This window comes from Microbacterium sp. CFSPD4_SD4 (genome assembly GCF_057364585.1).
This window is the reverse complement of the sequence record NZ_JBNFOC010000004.1, coordinates 124,365-146,979: the sequence shown is the minus strand read 5'-3', so window position 1 is coordinate 146,979 and position 22,615 is coordinate 124,365. Positions and strand designations below refer to the sequence as shown.

Here is a 22,615-nt window from a genome sequence, read left to right as displayed (position 1 = left end):
ATGCCAGTCACCGCGGCAGCGGCACCTCGATGATCTGGCGACCGCCACGCGGCGTCGTCAGCGCCTGGTCGAGAGCGGTCCGCGTGGTGACCCGCTGATACTCCCAGCCGTAGGCGAGCGCGAGGTGCTCCAGGCGGACCCCGTGCGGGGTGTAGAACACGCGATCGAGGTGCGCGGCCGGCGCGGTGCCCGCCACCTCCAGGCCGTCGAAGATCGTGCCGCCGCCGTCGTTGCCGACGATGACCTGGAGTCGCGGCTCCGTCTCGTCGCTCGGGAACAGCAGCGCACCGACGTCGTGGAGGAACGCGAGGTCGCCGAGCAGCACCCGGGTCACGCCCGGAGCCCCGGCGGCCTGGCTGGCGACGGCGATGCCCGTGGCGGTGGCGATCGTGCCGTCGATCCCGGCGAGACCGCGGTTGGCGTGCACGGGGACCTTCTTGCCGCCGAGCACCTCGTCGGCGACGCGGACCAGGCGGGACGACCCGAACACCAGTCGGTCATGCGGCCAGGTGGCCCGCCACACCGCATCCACGAGGCGCTCCCGGTCGAGCGGGCGCCGCACGGCGTCGAGCTCCGCGCGCACGGCGTCACGACGGGCGGCGAAGTCGGTGGAGGAGAGCCCCTCGGTGTCCGGGGCGTTCTCGCTGAGATCCACGGCCTCGTCGGCGGCGGCCCGCATCCACGCGCCGAGCCACTCCCGGTCGGTCTCCCCCTGGGCGACCGTGACGGCCGCGACGGCGCGCGTGCGGTGATTCAGATTCAGCTCCTCGCCGCCCCTGCGGACCGCGATCACCTCCACGTCCGCGCGGGACAGCAGGCGTGCGGCCTCGCGGCTGAGCGTCGGGTGTCCGAGCACGACCACCCGTTCGATGCGTCCGCCGAGGTCGTCGCGGGACAGCAGCCGGCGATACCCATGCACCACCTGGCGTCCGAAGCGTGCGCCGCTGACGATCTCCGCGATGAGCGGCCACTCGCCGGCATGGGCGATCTCCTCCGCCGCGGCACCCGCATCGGCGCCCGCGAGGACAACTGTTCGCGGCCCGCGCTCCAGCGCGAACGCCTCCGGCTCCGGCAGGCGCGGCGCCTCCCCCGGCGTCAGCATCCGTGCCGGCATCGCGCCCGACAGCGGTTCCCGGGACGGCAGGTTCAGGTGCACGGGGCCGGCGACGCCGGGAAGCCCGGACTCGGGTTCCGCCGCCCCGAGCGCGAGGGCGACCACGCGCGCGGCGAGGCCGTCCCACTCGCCGTCTCCGGGAACGGGCGCGTCGATCTGCGCCCGGACCCAGGGGTGGAACAGACCCTCCTGGATGGTCGCCTGATTCGCACCGACTCCCCTCAGCTCGGGAGGCCGATCCGCGGTGAGCAGCAGCAGCGGCACCCCGGAGTGGAAGGCCTCCATCGTGGCCGGGAGCAGGTTCGCGACAGCCGTGCCGCTGGTGCACACGAGCGCGACGGGGACCCGGGTCTCCCGTGCGATGCCCAGGGCGGTGAACCCGGCGACCCGCTCGTCGATCCGCACGTGCACGCGCAGCGCGCCCTCGTCGGCGAAGGCCGCCGCGGCGAGCGCGAGAGCCTGCGACCGCGAGCCGGGAGACAGCACGACATCACGGACGCCGTGGGACGCGAGGTCGGCGAACAGGGAGGCCGCGGCCTCCATCGCCGGCGACGACGTCACGGGCGCGGATCCGCGGCGGGCGGCTCGTCGGTCTCCTCGTCGAGCCGCGCGAGCTCCTCCTCGAGACGACGGATGCGGGCGTCCTGCTCCGCCTTGCTGATGCTGCGCAGGAACGCGGGGTCGTCGTCGGGAGCGACGGTGCGCGGCACGCCCTGGTCGTTCGCCCGGCGACGGCCGATGACGAACCAGAGGATCCCGCCGATGACGGGGATGAGGACGACGATGGCGACCCAGGCGGCCTTGGGCACGCCCCGGTGCCGCGTCGCCGGCTGCACGGCACAGTCGACGATGCTGTACACCCAGAACACGGCGGCGAGGAAGCCGCCGACGATCAGTAGTCTCGCCACCCCTCCAGTGTAGGCATGTCGGGGTCGGACGGGCCCGGGGCGGGCAAAGCGTCCGTTGCTAGACTGCGCGGGACATGCCGCCCCTCGCCCCCGTCCCGACGCCGCGAGCGCGCGCCGAGCGGATCCTGCAGAGCCGGATCGTCATCGCCGTCGGCCTCGCGCTCCTGCTCGTCGTCGGCGCATGGTCGGCCTCGCACGGGACGGCGGATGCGCACGCGACCCTGTGCCTCGCCCCCGGCGTCTCGCAGGCCTCCGACACCGCGGGGACCGCGGGACCGGTCGCCGAGCCCGCTCCCGCGGATCCGGCCGCCGACGCGGCGGCGTGCGCGATGGCCGCCCTCTGCTGCGTCGCCCTCGTCCTCCTCTTCCGGCGTCTATGCACCCGCAGCGGGATCCGTCTCCGCGGCCTCCTTTCCCGGGCGACCGCTCCCCTCCGCGCCGGCCCCCGCCCGTTCCTGCCCGCGGTCTCGCTCATCCAGCTCTCCATCTCCCGCACCTGATCCGACGCCGGCTCCGGCCGCCTCCGCGGCACCCCTCGTCGTATCACCCGTGTTTGGAGACCCCATGAAGACCCCCGTCAAGGCGACCCTCATCGCCGTCGCCGTCGCCGTCGTGCTGCTCGTCGTCGGCATCGTCTATGCCCTCAGCCAGCAGCCCGCGCAGCCCGATCCCGAGGCCGGCGAGAAGCTGCCCACCGTCCGCACCGACTCCCACGTGCTCGACGAGGGCGGCCCCGACGCCGTCACGGTCGTCGAGTTCCTCGACTTCGAGTGCGAGGCCTGCGGCGCGTTCTACCCGATCGTGGAGGAGTTGCGCGCCACCTACGACGGCGACATCCGGTACGTCACCCGGTACTTCCCCCTGCCCGGGCACGTGAACTCGACCCAGGCCGCGCTGGCCGCCGAGGCCGCCGCGCAGCAGGGCCGCTACGAGGACATGTTCCACCGCCTGTTCGAGACCCAGGCGCAGTGGGGCGAGCAGTCGACGGAGACGCCGGAGGTGTTCCGTGCGTTCGCCGAGGAGCTCGGGCTCGACCTGGCCGCGTACGACGCCGCGGTCGTGGATCCGGCAACCCTCGCCCGTGTGCAGCAGGACAGGCGCGACGGCGAGCGGCTGGGCGTGAGCAGCACCCCGACCTTCTTCGTCGACGGCGAGAAGGTCGAGCTCGTCGAGTGGAACGACCTGGAGGAGGCGATCGCCGCGGCCGTCGCCGAGTGATCCGGTCGGTGGGGTCGCCCACCGGCGGCCCCACCTCTACGCTGAGCGCATGACCTCGGAGCGCCCCTCGTCAGCCCGTCTCCTGTTCGGGGCCCTGCGGACCACGCCGGCGACGCTGACGATGATCGGTCTCGTGCTGCTCACGGGCGTGGTCTGGCAGGGGCTGTGGCGGCCGTTCGAGGACTCGGCCCTCTTCCCCGCCGTCGCCTATGGGCTGCCGAGCCTGGCTGAGGGCAAGTGGTGGACGCCGGTCACGGGGACGTTCTTCGTCAACCAGCCCTGGGTGTACCTCTTCACCATCGCCGGGTTCTGGGGTATGGGCTACCTGGAGCACCGCCGCGGCACCCGGGTCGCCCTCGCCTACTTCACGGTCGGACAGCTCTTCGCGATCTTCGCGACGGCTCTGTTCCTGCTGCTGGTGTCGCAGCTGCCGTGGGCGTGGGCGCAGACCCAGGCGCAGGCCCTCGACGTCGGCGCGTCCGGCGGCACCATGGCGTGCATCGCCGCCGCCGTCGGGCTCTTCCGTCCGCCGTGGCGGGTGCGCGCGTGGCTGGTGCTCCTCGGATTCGTGTTCGTCGCGATGATGTTCTGGGGAAAGCTGGCCGACCTGGAGCATCTGTTCGCGGTGCTGCTCATCCTCTTCGTCGACCGGAGCCTGCGCGTGCGGCGCACGACGGTCCGGGAGCAGCGGCTGATCGCCGTGATGGCCGTGCTCACGCTCGTGGCCATCGAGATCATCACGGTCCTCGTGCCGACCGATGGCCCGTTCGGCCCCACGGACCCGGCATCGGGCGGATTCATCGACACGGCGATCGACGTCGCGGTGATCCTGGTCATCGCGAACGGCCTGCGGCGCGGTCGCCGCTGGGCGTGGGTCGTCGCCGTCATCCTCGGACCTCTCAACGTGCTGGCCGCCACCCTCGTGCTGGTCCTCATCATCCTCACGAGCGAAGCACAGCTCGAGATGGTGATCGACGCGGAGACCGAGCTCACGCTCGCCACGGGCGTGCTCTGGGCTCTCGTGCTCGTGTATCTCGTCGCGGTGCGGCGGGCGTTCCGCGCACGGCGCACGACGGCTCTGGGCCGGCAGCCCGCCCCGACCGCAGACGAACTCCGGCGCGAACTGCGGGCGCACGGCGGGGGCACCCTGTCCTGGATGACGACCTGGGAGGGCAACGGCTACGCCCGCGTGGACGGCGGGATCGTGGCCTATCAGCGCCGCAACGGCGTCGCCCTGGCCCTCGCCGACCCGATCGGGCCGGCGGAGTCCCGTGCGGCGGCGGTGCGCGACTTCATCCGCACGGCCGAGGACGCCGGACTCGTGCCGTGCTTCTTCAGCGCGGACGAGGCGACGAGGTCGGCGGTCCCGGAGACCTGGCGCAGCCTGGTGGTGGCGGACGACACGATCGTCGACCTCCCGGGTCTCACCTTCACCGGCAAGCGCTGGCAACCGGTGCGCACCTCCCTCAACCGGGCGGGGCGGGAGCAGATGACCTTCCGGCTCACCCACCTCGCCGCAGAGACCTGGGGCCTGCGGCAGCAGCTCCGCGCGATCTCGGAGGCCTGGGTCGGCGACAAGGACCTTCCGGAGATGCGGTTCACGCTGGGGACCCTGGAGGAGGCGGAGGACCCCGAGGTCCGCCTCGCGCTCGCGATCGCTCCGAACGGCGACGTCGACGGCTTCCTCTCCTGGCTGCCCGTGTACGGGGAGGGCGGGGTGGTGCGCGGCTGGACCCTCGACCTCATGCGCCGCCGCGAGGGCGGTTTCGGACCGGTGATGGAGTACCTGATCGGGGCCTCCGCCCAGCAGTTCTCGGAGGAGGGCGCCGAGATCATGTCGCTCTCCGGCGCTCCGCTCGCACACGACTACCCGCCGGACGCGGGCGTGATCGCCGCGTTGAGCGACCGTCTCGCCGACGCGCTCGAGCCCGTCTACGGCTTCCGCTCGCTGCACCGTTTCAAGGAGAAGTTCCACCCCCGCTACGAGACCCTCTACCTCCTCTTCCGCGACGAGAGCGACCTCACCCGTATCGGCGGAGCCCTCACCCGGGCCTTCCTCCCCGATGCCACGCTGCGGCAGTTCGCCGGTGCGGGGGTGGAGCTCGTCCGCGGGGAGCGCTGACCCCCGCGGACCGTCGACGCTGCACCGGGTCCTTCTGCTCAGACCCGCGCTTCGGCCACCTCGACGGCCTCCTGCCCCTGCGGCTCACGCTTCGCCGTGTTCGCGATGTGCGCCCGCGCGACGACCAGTGCGGCGACGACCATGATCCCGACGCCCAGCCAGTACGGCGCGGCATGGCTGACCGCGGTGTAGAGGGCGGCCGCGATCAACGGGGCGATCGTGCCCATCGCGGCGTTGAGGGACTGCGTGGCCCCTCCGAGCCAGCCCTGCTCGTCGTCGCCGACGGCGTTGGACATCGCCCCGTCCATCGCGGCCTGCGCCGCGCCCTGACCGGCGGCGAGCAGGAGCGCTCCGACGATGAAGAGCCACGGCTGGGCGAGCAGCGAGGCCACGATCGCGAGGCCGGCGAGACCGACCGCCTGCGCGGTGATGGCGCTGACGATCACGCCGCGCTCCCCCATCCGCGGCAGCAGGATGCCGAGCAGCACGCCCTGGATGAGGATGTCGATGATGCCGACCCCCGCCGTGAGCAGGCCGATCTGCGTCGGCCCCCACTGGATGGCGTCGAGGGCCAGCACGCTGAAGTTGTTCACGAAGAATCCGAACGGCAGCGCGAGCAGTGCGAACGCGATCATCAGCCCGCGGAGCTCGGGCCGACCGAACGCGGTACGGAACACCCCGAACGGCTGGACGTCGCGGAGAGCGATCCGGGCGATGCGGTTCTCCGGCCGCAGGCTCTCTGGCAGCAGGAAGATGCTGAGGACCGCGATCGTGAGCCCGACCGCAGCGGTGAGGAACACGGGCAGGCGCAGGTCGATCGCGGCGAGCAGACCGCCGATGGCGGGGCCGATCATGGTGCCGATGCCGGTCAGCGCGCCGAGGAGGCCGAAGCGCTGCGCGCGCTTCTCGGGCGGCGTGATGTCGGCCAGGTAGGCGAACAGCGCGGGGAGGTCTCCGGCCGTCAGCCCCTGGATGACACGGGCGAGCACGAGCACCCAGATCGCCCCGCCCACGCCGAACAGCGCCATCGAGAAGGCCGCGCCGAACGCCGCGACGATGATGACGGGTCGTCGTCCGAACCGGTCGGAGAGCCGCCCCAGGAGCGGTGCGGCGAGGAAGGCGCACAGCCCGTTGACCGCTTCCAGCACGCCGACCCAGAGGGCGAGGTCCTGTTCGTGCGCGACGTACTGCAGTACGACGAACGGAAGGACAGGAAGGACGACGGTCATGCCGATGACCGTGAGCATCGTCAGGACGACGAGCATGACCCAGGCGCGGCCGGCGCCGCGAACGGGGAGATGAGGTGAAGTCATACCGAAAGTGTAGCGATACCAGTTTTGGTGTCAATACAGTTTCGGTTCCGATGCGCGATAAGGTGGCCGCATGACGACGCCCCCGCCCCCGGGCCGCCGCGAGCGCAAGAAGGCCGCGACCCGCAAGAACATCTCCGACGTGGCCACCCGGATGTTCCTGGAGCGCGGATTCGACAACGTGAGCATCCGCGAGGTCGCCGACGCCGCCGACGTCTCCCCCACCACTGTGTTCGCCCACTTCCCGCAGAAGGAGGCGCTCGTCTTCGACGAGGACGACGAGCAGCGCGATCGCCTCGTCTCGGCGGTGCGCGACCGGCCGACCGGCGTGACGATCAATCGGGCCATCCACGACTTCTACGCGGCCGAGGTCGGCGCCAACCTCGACGAGCACGGCGACGACGTGGCCCGCGTCTTCCTGCGCTTCCTCAACGAGACGCCGGCGCTCCGCGACTACGCGTCGAAGATGTGGCTGCGCCATGAGGATGCACTCGCCGCGGCCATCGCCGACGAACTCGGCATCCCGGCCCCCACCCCCGAGGTCCGGGTGTACGCGCGGTTCGTCCTGCAGATGCAGATCCTCGTCACCGAGAGCGACGACCAGCAGGCGGTACTCGACGCCGGTTCCGCGCTCCTCGAACACGGCTGGGCCCCGATCGAGGAGCAGCTCACCGGCTCGCGGAGCGCAGAGCCGCCGGCGGACGTCAGTCCTCGCGGGGGCGCCGCCGCAGGCTCTTGACGTCGGTGCGGCGGTGCTTCGCCGTCAGCCGCCGCTCCTTCGATCCCCGACTCGGCTTCGTCGCCCGTCGGGCCGGCGCCGGCGGACGTATCGCCTCCGCGACGAGCGCGGCGAGCCGTTCCCTGGCCGCTTCCCGATTGCGCAGCTGCGCGCGGTGCTCGGACGCGGCGATCGTGAGCACGCCGTCGACCAGCCGTCCGCGGAGCCGCTCCAGGATCCGCTCGCGCTGCGCCGGTGCCAGGGCCCCCGAATGCGCCGCATCCCACACCAGCTCGACCCGGGAGTCCGTGGTGTTCACGCCCTGACCGCCGGGCCCCGACGATCGGGAGAATCGCCAGGACAGCTCGGCCTCCGGGATCGTCAGACCCGCGGAGACCCGGAGTCCGGGGCGAGGGGCGGAAGGCATGTCTCCATCATCCGGGATGAGCGGCCGAGCACGGGACCGAGTGGACGCGACGGCGGGAGTCGAACCCGCAACGCCTCCGGATATGAGCCGGGGCCCGGGACCGCCCGGATCGCCGCGATGGGGATGACGTTACCCGGCCGTGATCCTCCCCGCCAGGACCGTTGCCTGGGATAACACCATGAGTCGCCGGATGACGGAGACGGCTAGCGTCGCTGCCGCGTGTCGTCAACCGGTTCGACCGCACCGCGCCGCCGCCGTACCGTCGCTCGCACCGATGACGCCCGAGCAGGAGGCCGACATGTCCGAATCTCAGCACAACGACAAGACCCCGACGCCGATGGCGGAGGCCGGTGACCCGCAGGCGCGGCTGGAGGCCGAGGCCCGCCGCGCGATCGTGACCGGTGCCGACTCCGGGATCGGCCGCGCCACCGCCGTCGCCCTCGCCGCGGCGGGTATCGACGTCGGCATCACCTGGCACCGCGATGAGGCCGGCGCCCAGGAGACCGCGGACGAGGTGCGCAGCCACGGCGCCCGCGCGGTGGTGACGCAGCTCGACGTCTCCGACATCCCCGCCTGCGGCGACGTGATCGACGGGCTGATCGCTGAGCTCGGGGGCGTCGACGTGTTCGTCAACAACGCCGGCGCCGGACTCCAGACCCCGTTCCTCGACGTCACGCTCGACGAGTGGAACCGCGTGCTCGACACCGACCTCACCGGCGCGTTCGTCTGCCTGCAGCGGGCGGCCCGGTCGATGGTCGCCGCGGGGCGCGGGGGGCGGCTCATCTCCGTGACCAGCGTGCACGAGCACCAGCCGATGGTGGGGGCGAGCGCGTATGACACCGCCAAGCACGGCCTCGGCGGACTCATGAAGAACCTCGCGCTCGAGCTCGGCCGGTACGGGATCAGCGCGGTGAGCGTCGCCCCGGGCGAGATCGCGACCCCGATGACCGGGCAGACCGACACCGACCCGCACGCCGAGGACCGTCCCGGCATTCCGCTCGGCCGCCCGGGCGATGCCCGCGAGGTGGCCGCCCTGATCGCCTTCCTCGCCTCGCCGGAGGCTGCGTACATCTCCGGCGCCTCGGTCGTGATCGACGGCGGGATGCTCCAGATGGGGCCCCAGGCGGGTGCGGCGATCGAGAGCCACGACTGGCGCACGGTCTGAGCACGACACAGGCGGCGTCAAGAAGGGCGGACGCTGAGGTGTGGCCCGCACCCGAACGAGCCACACCCCCAGTGCGTTGCACTGCCGGATGCGAGCATCCGGTGAACCGCCACCGTGAGGCGACGGCCACCTCGCGGCGGTACTGGCCCCCACCAGCGGACCGCGAGGAGTCGTCGAGCGCGACTCCATGAAGGTCAGCACTCAACACGTAACACGATACAACTGTCTGTTCGATCGTGCGAATCGACCTAGGTCAATCCGTGAAAATTCGCATGCGGTCTCCGGATCGGCGACGATGGACGGATGCGCTGGCCGTGGAACACGATGTGGCGCCCGATGCGTCGGCGCCGCCGGCGGGGCGGCATCGAGCTGCGCTGGCTCACCGCCCGCTCGTGGACGCAGCGCTGGTACCCCCAGGGCATCGACGTCGGCGAGCGCCGCGGACGGCGCGCCCTCGCGGTGAGCTGGTTCCGCCAGGATCGCACCGGTCGCCACCTCGCCTCGCGGGTCGTCCTCGTGGATCGAGCGCGCGCCCGCCGCATCGACATCGTGTTGGCGGTCGCCGACGACGACGGCGTCCTGCAGCCCGCGCCCATCCATGCGGGCGGTCTCGCCTGGTTCGGCGACCGCCTGTTCGCGGCGGCGACAGGGCAGGGCATCTGGGAGTTCGACCTGGGGGCGCTCCGGCGCGTGCACGGCACGGAGGCGCAGCGGATCCGCGGCGGCACGAGCCGCCGGGACCGGCGGACGACGGTCGTCGCGGTGCGGACGCGGCGCCACCCGGTGGCGCTGCGGTGCTCCTTCCTCGGTCGCGTGTTCGACGCGGACGGGACGCCGCTCCCCCGCGTGCTCATCGGCGAGTACCGGGGTCAGGAGACCGGGGCTATCGGCGAGTTCACGATCCCCGACGGCACCGACGACGGCTTCGTCGAACACGAGCGGTTCACTCCCGGCATCCGGCACATGCAGGGGGCCGTGCGGTGGGGCGACCGCTACTTCGTGTCGCAGTCCGACCACCTGCGCCCCGGGATGCTGTGGTCGGGACCTCGCCAGGCCCTCACCCGACACCCGGTGGCCCTGCCGGTCGGCTGCGAGGATCTGGCCCTCGACCCGGATGACGAGCTGCTGTGGACCCTGGGGGAACACCCGTGGCGGCGCGTGGTGCGGGGCATCCCGTTCGCGGCTCTCGGGCTCCGGCGTCACGGAGGGGGCACAGATCCGCGAACGTAGACTGAAGGGGTGAAGAAGCCCGCCCCCCTCCTCGTCTACACCGTGCTGCGCCTGCTGGCGTTCCTCGTCCCGCTGGCCATCCTGTGGTTCTTCTTCCCGATCTTCCGCGAGTTCTGGTGGCTGGCGGCGATCTTCGCGGCCCTCATCGGCGCGAGCATCTCGATGCTGTTCCTCCGCACCCCGCTCTCCGACGCGTCCGCCCGCCTGCATGAGCGTCGGCAGGGCAAGGTCTCCGGGCAGCAGGCCGATGCCGACGCGGAGGACGAACTCGTCGACGGCACCCCCGACGACCGCCCCTGACGGCCTCGCCGCGCAGTGCTTCGGACATCCGAGGCAGGTCTCATTGTTGGACCGGGTCGTAAAACTCTCGGCTAAACCATAGGTTCGACCGGCATCTCGGGCCCTTCGCCCGGGTCGCCGGGCACGACTTCGGAGCGACCGCACGACACGCCGAGGATTGGCCCGAGACGACGGCGTGTCGGTCGCGAGCTCCGAAGCTGTGCCCGGCGAGGCGCGGGAGACGGCGAGCAGGTCAGCCGACGAAGGCCCAGAACAGGGCGCCCGCGTAGAGCAGCGAGGTGAGCGACGTCAGGGCGAGGGCGATGACCAGCTCCCGCGGCTGCCGGTAGGTCCAGACGATCACGATCGCGGGGAGGCCGGCGAGAAGGGCGAGCAGCGCGATCCAGGCGATCGGGAACAGCAACGCGAGGAACACGGCGATGCCGAACGGCACGAGCACGAAGAGCGTGAAGAGGACCTGCGTGGCGCGGCGGCCGATGAGGACCGTCAACGTGCGCTTGCCGACCTCGCGGTCCTGATCGATGTCGCGGAGGTTGTTGGCCAGCAGCACGGCGCAGGCGAACAGTCCGGCGGCGATCGCTCCCAGCCAGGCCTGCTGCGGGAGCATGAAGACCTGCACCCAGGTGGTGCCGAGAGTGGCGACGAGCCCGAAGAACACGAAGACGAAGACCTCGCCGAGGCCGTAGTACCCGTAGGGCCTCTTGCCCCCGGTGTAGAACCAGGCGGCGACGATGCAGGCCGCACCCACGGCGAGCATCCACCACTGCCCGGTCCGCACGACGATCGCGATACCGACCACCGCGGCGAGCGCGAAGAACACGAGTCCGATGACGAGCACCGTGCGCGGCTTCACCCGCCCGGAGGCCGTGAGCCGCGCCGGGCCGACCCGGTGGGCGTCGGTGCCGCGGATCCCGTCGCTGTAGTCGTTGGTGAAGTTCACGCCGATCTGCAGCAGGACCGCGACGGCGAGGCACGCGAGCGCGATCACCCAGTGGAACTCCGGCCCGGTGCTGCGCGCGGCTCCCGTGCCGATGACGACGGGGGCGATCGCCAGGGGCAGCGTGCGCAGACGAGCCGCGCCGATCCAGTCGCCGATCGTCACGGGACCCGCCTCGACGACCGGCCGCTTGGCCGGGTTGCCGCTGGTGCGCGGCGGGGTGCGCCGACCGGACTTCTTCTTGCGCTGGGAGGATGCTGCCACCCACGGAATCCTAGTCGTCGCGGCGAGGCGGCGAACTCAGCGGTGCGGGTTGCTGTCCTTGCCGTCGAGCCAGAGCTCGTCGGTCTTGTCGGCGTGCGCCCCGGTCGTGCCGACGTGCTTGTCGCTGATCTTCGGCCCCTTGAGGATGACGTGGACCATCGCCTGCGCGTGGCCGTGGCCGAGGCCGTACTCCTGCTTGAGCCAGTTCAGGACGACGGTGGACTTCGTGCTCTCGTCGAACCCCTGCTCCTGCGCGAGGGCGATGAACTGCCGCGGCGTGAGGCCGGTCTGGGTCTCGACCTTGTCGAGGTACGCCTGGAAGGACATGGTGGTCTCCGCTCTCAGTCCTCGTCGAGGAACGTCTGGATGATCGTGTCGGACGCGTGGATGCACAGGATCCGGAGGAGCCCGGTCCCCGCGTTGGTGAAACCGTGTGGCGTGAAGGCGGGCGCGGTGGCGGTGTCTCCGGCTCGCGCGACGAGGACGTCGTCGCCGATCCGGATCCGCACCGTGCCCTCGAGCACGATCCAGGTCTCAGAGTAGGGGTGCCAGTGCAGCCCCGGCCCCTCTCCTGGCTGGTTCTCGACGAAGAAGTAGGAGACGGCGGCTCCGTGGTCGGCGCCGACGAATCGGCGGCTGCGCCCTGTGCCGATGCGGATCGTACCGCTCGGGACGAGGAGAGGAACGTGGATCTCGGTCATGACCCCAGTGTCGACAGCAGGCGTCGCACCTCCTAGAGTTTCGACGTGGATCGAAACTCCGCGCCGGTCGAGGGCGTCGACCACCCGGATCACCGGGTCGAGTTCCACCTGAGTGCCGGCGACATCCAGGCGGTGCGGTTCGGCATCTCCCCCGGGCACGAACTGGCGCATGCGGTGCGCGTGCTCCTCCGCCCGGCGGCGCACCCCCTGCAATGGGGGTGGCTCCGCACCGCGCGGGAGGGGCTGCCTCGCGACGCCTTCGCGCTCCTGGCGACGGTGATCGGCGACGACGGCTACCTCCCGGACTTCCTCACCAGCACGCCGCGCGCGACCTGACCCCCGAGGCGGAACTCACCGCCCTGCGGAAGGCGGCACTCGACCCGCTGCGGTCGACCTCGGCAAGCGGATCCAGCGCTCGACGGGTGCACAGCGTCAGGCCCTGCGCGACCTGTCCGCCCGGCCGGCGCGCGCCCGTGCGATGATCGCCGATGCCTGGGAGGAGGTCTGGGAGGCCGCGTTGGCACCGGCCTGGCCTCAGCTGGAGCGCCTCCTCCGGGCCGACATCGCCGTTCGCGCCCGGGCGATCGCGACGACCGGCATCGCCGGGATGGCCGGAGCCCTCCATCCCCAGGTCTCGTGGGGCGCGGGCGCGGTGCGGGTCTCGCTCCGCCGCCACAGCGAGGACGTGGACTGTCGCGGCAGCGGTCTCGTGCTGGTGCCCTCCGTCCTCTCGTCCTGGGGCTGCCTGGTGCTCACCGAGCCACCGGCACAGCCGACGCTGTTCTATCCCGCCCGTGGCGTGACCGCGGGGTGGGCACGGGACACCACCGAGACCGTGGCCGCCCTGGGCGCCCTGCTCGGCCCGGCGCGCGCCGGCATCCTCCTCACCGCGGGGTCGCCCCGCACGACCTCGGAGGTGGCCGCCGATGCGGGGCTCGCGCTGTCGACCGCATCACACCATCTCACCGTGCTGCGGGACGCCGGGCTCGTGGTGAGCGAGCGGGACGGTTCCCGCATGCAGCACGTGCGCACCCCCTTGGGCGAGGCGCTCGTCGGCGCGCTGCTCTGACGCCGCCCTACTCGGCGGTCGAGACGGGGATGATGGGCCGGTGCTCGTAGTAGGTCTGCAGGACCACGGTCGTGCGGGTGCTCACGTTCGCCGCGAGCCGGACGTCGCGGACGAGCTGCTCCAGGTCGCGCGGCGTCGGCACGCGGACGAACAGCATGTAGCTCGCGTCGCCGGCGATGGAGTGGCAGGCCTCGATCGCGTCGAGGTGCTCCAGGAGCTCGGGGGCGTTGTCGGGCTGGGCCGGATCGAGCGGCGTGATCTCGATGAAGGCGGACAACGGAGTGCCCACCTGCTCGGGGTCGAGGATCGCGCGGTAGCCGGTGATGACGCCGCGGGTCTCGAGCCGCCGCAGCCGGGACTGCACGGCCGACACCGACAGCCCGACGGCGTCGGAGAGCTGCGACAGCGTCGCCCGCCCGTCGCGGGAGATGGTCGCCAGGATCGCACGGTCGACAGAATCATCCATGGCTGTAAGATTATCGTCAGGATTCCGTTATCACCGGAATCTTTCCGTTTTTCACTGCGATCGGAGGTTCCGATGTCCCTCGTTTCCGCCAACAGTTCCGCTGTTCAGGCCGTCGTCGGCGAACCCGAGGTCGTCGAGGATGCGTCGATCGCGGAGAACTCCGCCGCCTGGGCACAGCTCAAGCAGGCCGCGATCGCCATCCGTGAGTTGCAGATCAAGGACGGCTCGATCCCTGGCGCTTCGACGAGCTCAGCGACCCAGGACCAGGCGACCGCGCTCGTCGGGCAGATCACCGCTGCGATCCGGGCACTCGCCCCCGCCTTCCCGCACGACGCGGACTACCTCGCCGCCTCCGTCGCCGACTTCGAGCGCTGGGCCTCCGAGGGCTTCGGCGTGCCCGACTTCCTCGACTCGCTCGTGGCGTTCCAGCCGCAGCAACACCGCATCGACGGGATCCGCCACCTCGTGGTCTTCCCGATGTACACGCAGAACGGCTCCAGCGACCGCCTGGTCGAGGCGCTCATCGTCGAGACCATCTGGCCGGAGTTCATCGCCGCACTCGAGGCGGGCGACTACGGCAACAAGCTCTTCGTCTCGCTGCGCCTCGTGGACTTCACGCCCGGCTACGACACGAATTCCGCGGTGCTCTTCCCGGAGACCGTCGCCATGCGCGAGATCCCGACCTTCACCTGGGGCGCGATCTTCCAGGACCGTGAGGCCGCCCGTTACCGCCGCGTGGTCCGTGCGGCCTCGGAGATCACCAACCTCGACCTCCCCGAGCGTGCGGCGGCGATGCTGGAGGATCAGGAGGTCGCCGAGAAGACCTTCGTGATGTGGGACATCATCCACGACCGCACCCACATGCGCGGAGACCTGCCGTTCGACCCGTTCATGATCAAGCAGCGGATGCCGTTCTTCCTCTACTCGCTGGAGGAGATGCGCTGCGACATGACGGCGTTCCGCGAGTCGGTGAAGATCGAGCGGGCGCTGGACGCCCGGGTTGCCGCGGGCGAGGAGCTCACGGAGACCGAGCGGGAGATGCACGAGTACGCGCACCTCGTGCAGTACGCCGTGATCTTCGACCGCATCTTCCGCTTCGCCATCACCGGAACGCGCGTGCGCAACTACGACGCGGTCGGCGGTCAGCTCCTGTTCGCCTGGCTGCACCAGCGCGGCGTGCTGCACTGGACCGACACGGCGCTCGCCTTCGACTGGGAGAACGTGCCGGACGCCGTGGTGGCCCTCGGTGACGCGATCGACGACCTGTACTGGCACTCGATCGACCGCCCCAAGGTCGCGCACTGGCTCGCCGCCTACGAGCTGGTCCGCGGCACGCTGACTCCGCATCCTGCCTCGCAGTGGGCGCGCGGCCTGTCGGACGAGATCCTCGCCGGGGCTCCGAAGGGCTACACCGACGCGGTCCTGGACGACGAGTTCCCGCTGTCGATGTTCTTCGAGACCCTCGACAAGAAGATGAAGCCGGTCATCGAGTCGACGGTCGGCATCCGCGGTACGGACGACTGATCCGCACCGCTCCGTTGTGACGCTGGGGCGCACCCCCTCTGCGGCCGGAGACCCGGATCCCGGGTCCGGCCGCAGAGGCATCTCCGACCGAGAGGACACCGCATGACGACGCCGACGAGCCAGGGAGCGCAGGGCCGCGTGGTCGTGCTGGCGGGGGCAACGAGCGCGGCGGGACTCGCGGCGACGCGAGCACTGCGCGATGCCGGTGCCCGGGTGATCGCCACCGGCCGCACGGACGAGCGGCTGCGTCCGCTGGCCGAGGCGGGGGCGGAGACCGCGGTCGCCGATGCGACATCCTTCGCCGAGATGACGACGCTCGCCGATCGGCTCGACACGGTCGATGCGGTCGTGCCCCTCGTGGGCGGCTGGCGGGGCGGCGGCGGACTCGCCGGGCAGACCGACGACGACTTCGCGGCGCTGCTGCCGGCGCTGGAGGCGGTGCGGGCGACGAGCCGCGCCTTCGACGGCCCCCTCCGCGCCTCCGCCGCCGGACGATTCGCGATCGTGTCGTCGACCGCCGTCGCACGCCCCCTCGCCGGCGGAGCGAACTATGCAGCGGTCAAGGCGGCGAGCGAAGCGTGGACCCGCGCCGTCGCTCAGGGCTACGCCAAGACGGCGCGCGAGGCCGACGAACCGTTGCGGGCCGCTGCCGTCGTGTTCCGCGCCAAGGCCCTCGACCCCGATGCTCTCGCGGCGCGTCTCGTCGGGCTCTGGGACACCGACGCCGCGGACCTCAACGACCGGGTGCTCGAGCTGGGCTGAGCCCCGCTCCTCGAACCGCCACCGGGGCTCGGATCGTCACCGGGACTCGGGCGGTATGCCGGGGACGATCGGCGGGGCGTCGCGGAACGTGTCCGGTTCGCCGGTCGCTTCGTGTGCACCGTCGGCAGCCTGCTCGGGAGCCTCGTCGGGAGCTGAATCCGGGGCGGTCGCGTACAGCTCGGTGAGCGTGCGATACGACCGGGTGAAGAAGGCCAGGGTCGCGGCGACCACCATGATCAGACCCGCGAAGAGGCAGATGAGTGCGATGCCGCGCGCCTCACCTTCCCCGAGGAGCCACCCCCACTGCCGCTGCCCCTGCGCGCTGTCCATGTACGGGATCACGAGGAACTCGGCGATCGGGGCGATGAGGAACGCGGTGATCGGGGCCGCCGCCGCCTCCATCGCGGCCGCGGTGCCGAACACCCGTCCCTGGCGCGCGAACGGGACGACCTTCTGGATCACGGTCTGCTCCGCGGCCTCGACGGGCGGCACGAGCGCCATGTACACCCACATGCCGAGGACGTACAGCGGCCACCACTCGCGCAGCATGAAGATCGCCCCGAGGAGTCCCATCGCGATCACGATGAGCAGCATCGTGCGCACGGGCTTCCTGCCGAGGCCGAACTTGGCCACCAGTCCCCCGCCGATCAGGAATCCGGTCGACGCGAAGGCCAGGGCGAACCCCCACATCTGCGCGTCGAAGAGCGTGAGCCCGTACGGATCCATGAGCGCCATGTAGACGCCGCCGATGAGGTTGTTGAAGGTCGAGAAGACGATGAGCGCGAACAGTCCGGGAGCTTGGCGGATCGCCTGGACGCTGCCGCGGAAGTCGACGGCGCTCTTCGCCTCCGGGTCGACCTCGGGCTCGGACTCCGGGATCCGGATGAACAGCAGGTGCGCGAAGGTGAGGGCCATCGCCGCGATCGCGATCCCCAGGGTCCACCCCATGCCGAGGAAGCCGATGGAGAGGCCGGAGAAGACGCTCGTGACGAGGAAGGCGAGCCCCTGCACCGTGCCGACGAGACCGTTGGCGTTGGCGCGCTTCTCCTCCGGCACCAGCAGCGTCACCGTGGTGGACAGCGCGATGTTGCGGAGCTGCTCGATCACCCCGCCGAACAGGATGACGCCGGAGAACAGCCAGAACCACGGCCCGCCGAGGTCGAGCAGGGACGCCTCGGGCTGCCACAGGTAGAGGACGCCCGCGACGAGGAACGCCGCCGCCGAGATGACGCTCGACAGGAGCATGACGCGGTGCTTGCGATGACGGTCGACGATGGTGCCGAACACCATCGCGAAGAACGCGACGAACAGCATGTAGGCACCGCCGATGATGCCCGTGGCCAGCACCGACCGGGTCTCGATGTAGACCCAGAAGGTGAGGGCGAACCACAGGAAGCTCGTCGTGACGTTGGCGATCAACGTGTTGACGAGGACGTTCGCGAAAGCTGTCTTCGCCGCGCTGCGTTCCATGGGTTCGAGGGTAGAGCGGGCCTCGGACATCCGGTAGGGGAAGGCGATTAGGCTTGTCCGGTGAGCATCCCGCACGACCCCGCCATCCGGGGCTTCGCCAGTGACAACTACTCCGGCATCCACCCCGAGGTCCTGGCGGCCCTCGCGGCCGCGAACGGGGGCCATCAGGTGGCCTACGGCGAGGACGCCTACACCGCCCGCCTGCAGGAGGTGTTCCAGGCGCACTTCGGTGACACCGCCGCTGCGTACCCCGTGTTCAACGGCACCGGGGCGAACGTCACCGGTCTGCAGTCGATGCTGCCGCGCTGGGGTGCCGTGATCGCGGCCTCGACCGCGCACATCAACGTCGACGAGGGCGGAGCGCCGGAGAAGATCGGCGGCTTCAAGCTCCTCACCGTCCCCACCGACGACGGCAAGCTCACCCCCGAGCTCATCGACCGCGAGGCGTGGGGCTGGGGCGACGAGCACCGCGCGCAGCCGCTCGTGGTGTCGATCACGCAGTCCACCGAGCTCGGCACTCTGTACACCGCGGAGGAGATCCGCACGATCGCGGATCACGTCCACGCGCGCGGCATGAAGCTGCACGTCGACGGTGCGCGCCTGTCGAACGCGGCCGCCGCCCTCGATCTGCCGCTGCGGGCGTTCACGACCGACGCCGGGGTGGACGTGCTGACCTTCGGCGGCACGAAGAACGGCGCCATGCTCGGCGAGGCCATCGTCGTGCTGAACCCGGACGTCGCCGTGGGCCTCAACTACGCGCGCAAGTTCAACATGCAGCTCTCGTCGAAGATGCGCTTCGTCTCGGCGCAGCTCATCGCCCTGCTCGACGGCGACCTGTGGCTGCGGAACGCCCGGCACGCCAATGCCATGGCGGCCCGGCTCCGCGCGCGGATCGAGGACGGCCTCGCCGACGGATCGATCGTCGGGGTGGAGTTCACGCAGCCGACGCAGGCGAACGGCGTGTTCGCGACCCTGCCCGAGGGCGTCGCCGATCAGCTCCGCGACGTGTTCCGCTTCTACGACTGGGACGCCGCCCGCCGCGAGGTGCGCTGGATGTGCGGCTTCGACACCGAGGAGTCCGACGTCGACGCCTTCGTCGACGCCCTCGCCCGCCTCACCCGCCCCTGACCCCGCCCCGCCCCCTGATCGCCGAGACCCCGGGTTCGCGTCGAGACCCCGGGGTATCCGTGGGTCGACGCCGGGGTGTGGGCGGGAAGCCGGGGTCTCGGCGGAGGGACGGCTACCGCTTCGACTTGCGGTAACCGGCCTTGACGGCGGCGCTCTCCGTGGAGAAGCACACCTCGGGCTTGGTCTTCGCGTAGTACGCCCCGCTCCGCACGTGGTAGATCATCGACTGCGCGTTGCCCTTGATGGGAGCCCAGGCGGGGCAGTTCCACGTGGAGACCGGCGTGGTGCGGGCGGGATACGTCACGGCGGCGGTCTGCGCGGAGGTGCGCGCGGCCGTGACGTAGCCGCTCTTCGTCCCGGTGACCTTGACCGTGATCCTGGACTTCACCATGGCCGCGGTGACGACCAGCGTGGAGCCGGTCGCCCGCGCGATCGCGCGACCGTTCAGGTACCACTGGTAGCTCAGCCGCGTGCCGCCGGTCCATGTCGACGCGACCGCCGTGAGACGGGAGCCCACGATCGCGGAGCCGGTGATCCGGGGCGTCGGCGCGGAGAGGATCCCCTTGACGGCGGCCGTCGGCTTCGAGCGCTTCGATGCTGCGGCGTACCCCGACTTGGTCCCGGAGACGACGACCGTCACCGGCTTCAGCGCCGCGGAGGACGGGATCTTGAAGGAGGTCCCGGTCGCTCGGGCGACGGCCACGCCGTCGACGTACCACTGGTAGGTCAACCGCGTCCCCGCCGTCCACGTCCCGGTCTTGACCTTGAGGGTCTGTCCGACCGTGGCGGTGCCGGTGATCGTGGGGGTCGGCACGGTCAGCACGCGCAGCACGGCCGACGTCGCCGCCGACGCGACGGTCGCCGACGCGAAGGCCGCCTTCTTCCCGGTCACGCGCACGGTGATGCGGGCTCCCGCGTGCGCGGTGGTGAGGGTGAGCGACGATGCCGTGGCCTTCGAGATCGCGACGCCGTTCGCGTACCACTGGTATCCGAGCGCGGCGCCCGACGTCCACGCCCCCGGCGCCGCACGGAGCGTCTGCCCGACCGTCGCCGTCCCGTTGATCGTGGGAACGGACGTCTCCATCCGGTGCAGCGGCTCGAGCGCGGCGACGACTCCGGACTGCGTGGCCCCGGCGGCGAGCGTGATGGTCCGCGCCTTCTCGAAACGAGGAGCATCGTCCCACCACTCCGAGACCGCTCCCGCAGCTCCCGAGACGAAGGCCACGCGATACGCGCCCGCGGGCAGTCCGCCGACGGCGAAGGTGCCGGCATCGGTCACGGGGGCGGCGGCACCCACCACGGTCCCCGCCCCCGAGAGCGGGTAGACGGCGACGACGACGCGCTGCCCGGTGATGTCGGTCCCCTTCGGCGCGGTCACGCTTCCGGAGATCAGGGCCGAGCGCTCGAGCTGCACGTCGCGGACGACGCCCTCGGTCCCGACCGCCAGGACCTCGCCGCTCTGCGGACCGCCCTGGTCGAAGACGGCGCGCCCCTCGGACACCACACCGAGGACGACGTCGCCCTGCGGCACGCGCAGGGAGTACGAGCCGTCGGTGACGGCAGCGGCCGCGACGGGGACGCCGGCGCCGGGAGCGTAGGCCGCGACGAAGGTGCGGCCCCGCGAGACGTCGACGCCGGTCGGGAACGTGACGCGACCGGAGACGGTGGCGGTGCTCTCGGGGTCGGCCTGGCCGGGAGACGCGGCGACGTCCGCAGCCGCGGCGACCGCGGTGGGGAGCGCTTCCGCGACGCCGGGGAAGGCCGGGTCGAGCGCGGTCGTGGCCGCGGTCGCGGGTGTCGCGACGAAGACCAGACCGGAGGCAAGGAGGGCGGCGGCGACCGTGACGGCCAGCGCACGGAGACGGCGGAGCGGAGCGGCGAACGCCATGGGCATCCTTCGGGACGGACGCGGTCATCGACCGCGCGGATCAGGGCGTTCTGAGCAGATCACCTCCGTCATGAATACCGGTTCCTCCGCTCCGAAGACAAGCTTTCATCTTCCGCCGAGGCCCCGGGTTCTCGCCGAGACCCCGCCTTCAGCGCGCGGCGTAGCCGGGGTCTCGACGCGAACCCGGGGTCTCGGGGAGAAAGAACGAGCGTCAGCGGAGGAGGCCGAGGCTGGCGAGCGCGTGGCGGATGAGGGTGCCGCGGCCGCCCTCCATCTCGGCGGCGACGGCGTCGGAGGCGGCGGCCTCCGGGGAGAACCACGTCACCTCGAGGGCGTCCTGGCGCGGCTCGCACGTCCCGGTCACGGGCACCACGAAGGCGAGGGAGACGGCGTGCTGACGGTCGTCGTGATACGCGCTCACCCCCGGGATCGGGAAGTACTCGGCCACCGTGAACGGCAGCGGCTGCGGCGGCAGGAGCGGGAAGGCCATGGGCCCGAGGTCGTTCTCGACGTGGCGGAACAACGCGTCGCGGATCGTCTCGCCGAAGCGCACCCGGCCCGACACGATCGTGCGTGTGATCTCGCCGAGCGGGGTGGACCGCAGCAGCACGCCGATCTCGGTGACCTGACCGGAGCCGTCCGTGCGCACGGGGATCGCCTCGACGTAGAGCATCGGAAGGTGGCGCCGGGCCTCTTCCAGCTCGACGTCGCTCAGCCAGCCGGGGTTCGCATCCGGCACCGGCGGGTTCGCATCGCGGAACGAACCGAGGCCCTCGTCTTCGGGCTCCGGCTCCGGATCGGGTGTGCGCACCGCCATGCCTCCTTTCTACCAGCCGTCCTCGTCGATGGCAGCACCGGCGCGAGCCCTGGCAGGATGACGGTGTGACCGAGAACCTGACGATCGACGATGCGGCGACGCGCTGGTCGCACACCGACCGCGCCGGGCTCCCGCTGCTCGTGCTGCTGCACGGGTACGGCGCCGACGAGCACGACCTCTTCGGCATCGTCCCGTATCTCCCCGCCGGCGTCGCCGTGGCCTCGGTCGCCGCACCACTGACCCCGCCGTGGCCGACCCCGGGTCGCTCCTGGTACCCGATCGAGGGGCTCGACGGACGCAGTTCCACCACCGTCACCCTCGCGGCGGAGGCGTTCCTGCGCTGGCTCGACGACGCCGCGGCGGACGCGCCGTCGGTGGCGCTGCTCGGGTTCTCCCAGGGCGCCGCGGTGTCACTCCAGGCCCTGCGGCTGGCCCCCGAACGGTTCGGTGCGGTCGTCGCGCTGAGCGGGTACGCCGCCCCGGACCCCCTCCCCGGCGATGCGCACCTCGCGGAGGTCAGCCCCCCGGTGTTCTGGGGCCGCGGTTCGCACGACGACGTCATCCCCGCGCCGCTGATCGCCCACACGGCGCAATGGCTCCCCGCGCACACGTCCCTGTCCGGTCGCGTCTACAGCGGACTGACCCACAGCATCTCCGAGGAGGAGCTCGGCGACGTGCACCGGTTCCTCAAGACCTGGGTCGAGGGGATCGGCGCGGATCAGGCGGACGGGTCCCGGCCGTCCTGAGCGCCGTCAGCGGAGTCCGGGTCATCGACATCGCCCTCCGCCGCGTCTCCCCTGCCGCCCGCGGAACCGCGGAACGCCACGGACAGGGCGACGCCGATCGCGAGACCGATCCCGATGCCGAGGATCCAGTTGTCCAGCGCCATCCCCATCGAGACGCCGATGGCCACGCCGAGCGCGAGACCGATGCCGAGGCCCGTCCGTGCGCGCATCTCGTCGGGACTGGGGTTCCGATCGTCTGCCATGCCTCCACGGTACGAGCCGTCCCGCGGCCCCGCATCCCCCGCGCGGCGGACCGGCGACACGCCCGGGAGTTGCGCGGCGCGACACGCCC

Annotated in this window: 25 protein-coding genes and 1 tRNA gene; 13 read left to right on the top strand and 13 right to left on the bottom strand. The window is 71.5% G+C overall.

Annotated features, from left to right (window positions below; genetic code table 11):
* Positions 1-7: 7 nt before the first annotated feature.
* Together menD and AC2W7E_RS08670 are read right to left on the bottom strand one after the other, a co-directional pair.
* Positions 8-1,657, bottom strand: a complete 1,650-nt coding sequence (menD, locus tag AC2W7E_RS08675; RefSeq protein WP_485988981.1) for a 2-succinyl-5-enolpyruvyl-6-hydroxy-3-cyclohexene-1-carboxylic-acid synthase — start codon at positions 1,655-1,657, stop codon at positions 8-10.
* Between the two features lie 14 nt (positions 1,658-1,671).
* Positions 1,672-2,022, bottom strand: a complete 351-nt coding sequence (locus tag AC2W7E_RS08670; RefSeq protein ID WP_025102432.1) for a PLD nuclease N-terminal domain-containing protein — start codon at positions 2,020-2,022, stop codon at positions 1,672-1,674.
* A gap of 74 nt (positions 2,023-2,096) precedes the next feature.
* Between AC2W7E_RS08670 and AC2W7E_RS08665 the strand changes: the two genes are divergently transcribed.
* The 3 genes from AC2W7E_RS08665 to AC2W7E_RS08655 all read left to right on the top strand — a co-directional run bounded on the left by AC2W7E_RS08665 (position 2,097) and on the right by AC2W7E_RS08655 (position 5,362).
* Positions 2,097-2,522: a hypothetical protein gene (locus tag AC2W7E_RS08665; RefSeq protein WP_485988941.1), complete on the top strand. Its 426-nt coding sequence runs from the start codon at positions 2,097-2,099 to the stop codon at positions 2,520-2,522.
* A gap of 64 nt (positions 2,523-2,586) precedes the next feature.
* On the top strand, positions 2,587-3,240 hold the full coding sequence (locus AC2W7E_RS08660; protein WP_485988940.1) for a DsbA family protein: 654 nt from the start codon (positions 2,587-2,589) through the stop codon (positions 3,238-3,240).
* A gap of 49 nt (positions 3,241-3,289) precedes the next feature.
* The gene (locus AC2W7E_RS08655) at positions 3,290-5,362 is read left to right on the top strand and encodes a bifunctional lysylphosphatidylglycerol flippase/synthetase MprF (RefSeq protein WP_485988939.1); all 2,073 of its coding nucleotides are present in this window, start codon (positions 3,290-3,292) and stop codon (positions 5,360-5,362) included.
* Between the two features lie 38 nt (positions 5,363-5,400).
* On the opposite strand, the gene AC2W7E_RS08650 is transcribed toward AC2W7E_RS08655, so the two are convergent.
* On the bottom strand, positions 5,401-6,675 hold the full coding sequence (locus tag AC2W7E_RS08650; protein WP_485988938.1) for an MFS transporter: 1,275 nt from the start codon (positions 6,673-6,675) through the stop codon (positions 5,401-5,403).
* Positions 6,676-6,745: 70 nt separating this feature from the next.
* Here AC2W7E_RS08650 and AC2W7E_RS08645 point away from each other — a divergent pair, with 70 nt between their 5' ends.
* Positions 6,746-7,411, top strand: a complete 666-nt coding sequence (locus tag AC2W7E_RS08645) for a TetR/AcrR family transcriptional regulator (protein WP_485988937.1) — start codon at positions 6,746-6,748, stop codon at positions 7,409-7,411.
* Here AC2W7E_RS08645 and arfB read toward each other — a convergent pair.
* A complete protein-coding gene (gene arfB / locus AC2W7E_RS08640) occupies positions 7,377-7,817 on the bottom strand; it encodes an alternative ribosome rescue aminoacyl-tRNA hydrolase ArfB (RefSeq protein WP_485988936.1) in 441 nt (146 codons plus the stop codon). The two genes, AC2W7E_RS08645 and arfB, sit on opposite strands and share 35 nt — an antisense overlap.
* Before the next feature lie 41 nt (positions 7,818-7,858).
* Positions 7,859-7,934: transfer RNA gene (locus AC2W7E_RS08635), tRNA-Met, on the bottom strand.
* Between the two features lie 220 nt (positions 7,935-8,154).
* Between AC2W7E_RS08635 and AC2W7E_RS08630 the strand changes: the two genes are divergently transcribed.
* The 3 genes from AC2W7E_RS08630 (at position 8,155) to AC2W7E_RS08620 (ending at position 10,512) form a co-directional block, all read left to right on the top strand.
* A complete protein-coding gene (locus tag AC2W7E_RS08630) occupies positions 8,155-8,982 on the top strand; it encodes an SDR family oxidoreductase (protein WP_485988980.1) in 828 nt (275 codons plus the stop codon).
* Between the two features lie 303 nt (positions 8,983-9,285).
* Entirely contained in the window at positions 9,286-10,212 is a 927-nt protein-coding gene (locus AC2W7E_RS08625; RefSeq protein WP_303708827.1) for a hypothetical protein, read from the top strand.
* A 9-nt stretch (positions 10,213-10,221) separates the two neighbouring features.
* Complete coding sequence (locus AC2W7E_RS08620) at positions 10,222-10,512, top strand: DUF4229 domain-containing protein (RefSeq protein ID WP_085606423.1); 291 nt, start codon at positions 10,222-10,224, stop codon at positions 10,510-10,512.
* Between the two features lie 232 nt (positions 10,513-10,744).
* Here the strand turns inward: AC2W7E_RS08620 and AC2W7E_RS08615 are convergent, their stop codons facing one another.
* From AC2W7E_RS08615 to AC2W7E_RS08605, 3 genes are read right to left on the bottom strand one after another with little or no spacing between them, the layout of a single operon-like run.
* A complete protein-coding gene (locus AC2W7E_RS08615; protein WP_366215376.1) occupies positions 10,745-11,713 on the bottom strand; it encodes a 1,4-dihydroxy-2-naphthoate polyprenyltransferase in 969 nt (322 codons plus the stop codon).
* Between the two features lie 36 nt (positions 11,714-11,749).
* Positions 11,750-12,040, bottom strand: coding sequence for a DUF4287 domain-containing protein (locus AC2W7E_RS08610; RefSeq protein WP_062765313.1), 291 nt, complete (start codon positions 12,038-12,040; stop codon positions 11,750-11,752).
* A gap of 14 nt (positions 12,041-12,054) precedes the next feature.
* The gene (locus AC2W7E_RS08605) at positions 12,055-12,414 is read right to left on the bottom strand and encodes a cupin domain-containing protein (RefSeq protein WP_366215377.1); all 360 of its coding nucleotides are present in this window, start codon (positions 12,412-12,414) and stop codon (positions 12,055-12,057) included.
* 45 nt (positions 12,415-12,459) lie between these two features.
* Here AC2W7E_RS08605 and AC2W7E_RS08600 point away from each other — a divergent pair, with 45 nt between their 5' ends.
* Both AC2W7E_RS08600 and AC2W7E_RS08595 read left to right on the top strand, forming a co-directional pair.
* Positions 12,460-12,750 (top strand): hypothetical protein, encoded by a 291-nt coding sequence (locus tag AC2W7E_RS08600; RefSeq protein ID WP_485988935.1) that lies wholly within the window; start codon positions 12,460-12,462, stop codon positions 12,748-12,750.
* Positions 12,751-12,892: 142 nt separating this feature from the next.
* The gene (locus tag AC2W7E_RS08595) at positions 12,893-13,483 is read left to right on the top strand and encodes an ArsR/SmtB family transcription factor (RefSeq protein ID WP_485988934.1); all 591 of its coding nucleotides are present in this window, start codon (positions 12,893-12,895) and stop codon (positions 13,481-13,483) included.
* Between the two features lie 7 nt (positions 13,484-13,490).
* Here AC2W7E_RS08595 and AC2W7E_RS08590 read toward each other — a convergent pair whose 3' ends face one another.
* Complete coding sequence (locus AC2W7E_RS08590; RefSeq protein ID WP_126893279.1) at positions 13,491-13,949, bottom strand: Lrp/AsnC family transcriptional regulator; 459 nt, start codon at positions 13,947-13,949, stop codon at positions 13,491-13,493.
* Between the two features lie 72 nt (positions 13,950-14,021).
* On the opposite strand from AC2W7E_RS08590, the gene AC2W7E_RS08585 reads away from it, so the two are divergent.
* On the top strand, positions 14,022-15,473 hold the full coding sequence (locus AC2W7E_RS08585; RefSeq protein WP_315106913.1) for a DUF6421 family protein: 1,452 nt from the start codon (positions 14,022-14,024) through the stop codon (positions 15,471-15,473).
* Between the two features lie 102 nt (positions 15,474-15,575).
* Complete coding sequence (locus AC2W7E_RS08580) at positions 15,576-16,235, top strand: SDR family NAD(P)-dependent oxidoreductase (protein WP_485988933.1); 660 nt, start codon at positions 15,576-15,578, stop codon at positions 16,233-16,235.
* A gap of 36 nt (positions 16,236-16,271) precedes the next feature.
* On the opposite strand, the gene AC2W7E_RS08575 is transcribed toward AC2W7E_RS08580, so the two are convergent.
* Entirely contained in the window at positions 16,272-17,705 is a 1,434-nt protein-coding gene (locus AC2W7E_RS08575; protein ID WP_338566679.1) for an MFS transporter, read from the bottom strand.
* A gap of 60 nt (positions 17,706-17,765) precedes the next feature.
* Here AC2W7E_RS08575 and AC2W7E_RS08570 point away from each other — a divergent pair, with 60 nt between their 5' ends.
* Positions 17,766-18,833 (top strand): threonine aldolase family protein, encoded by a 1,068-nt coding sequence (locus AC2W7E_RS08570; RefSeq protein ID WP_485988932.1) that lies wholly within the window; start codon positions 17,766-17,768, stop codon positions 18,831-18,833.
* A 112-nt stretch (positions 18,834-18,945) separates the two neighbouring features.
* Here AC2W7E_RS08570 and AC2W7E_RS08565 read toward each other — a convergent pair whose 3' ends face one another.
* Both AC2W7E_RS08565 and AC2W7E_RS08560 read right to left on the bottom strand, forming a co-directional pair.
* Complete coding sequence (locus AC2W7E_RS08565; protein ID WP_485988931.1) at positions 18,946-20,721, bottom strand: sunset domain-containing protein; 1,776 nt, start codon at positions 20,719-20,721, stop codon at positions 18,946-18,948.
* A 211-nt stretch (positions 20,722-20,932) separates the two neighbouring features.
* A complete protein-coding gene (locus tag AC2W7E_RS08560) occupies positions 20,933-21,538 on the bottom strand; it encodes a DUF4916 domain-containing protein (RefSeq protein WP_025102462.1) in 606 nt (201 codons plus the stop codon).
* Between the two features lie 65 nt (positions 21,539-21,603).
* On the opposite strand from AC2W7E_RS08560, the gene AC2W7E_RS08555 reads away from it, so the two are divergent.
* Positions 21,604-22,284: an alpha/beta hydrolase gene (locus tag AC2W7E_RS08555; protein WP_485988930.1), complete on the top strand. Its 681-nt coding sequence runs from the start codon at positions 21,604-21,606 to the stop codon at positions 22,282-22,284.
* Here AC2W7E_RS08555 and AC2W7E_RS08550 read toward each other — a convergent pair.
* On the bottom strand, positions 22,257-22,526 hold the full coding sequence (locus AC2W7E_RS08550; RefSeq protein ID WP_485988929.1) for a glycine zipper domain-containing protein: 270 nt from the start codon (positions 22,524-22,526) through the stop codon (positions 22,257-22,259). The genes AC2W7E_RS08555 and AC2W7E_RS08550 overlap by 28 nt on opposite strands.
* Between the last annotated feature and the right edge of the window lie 89 nt (positions 22,527-22,615).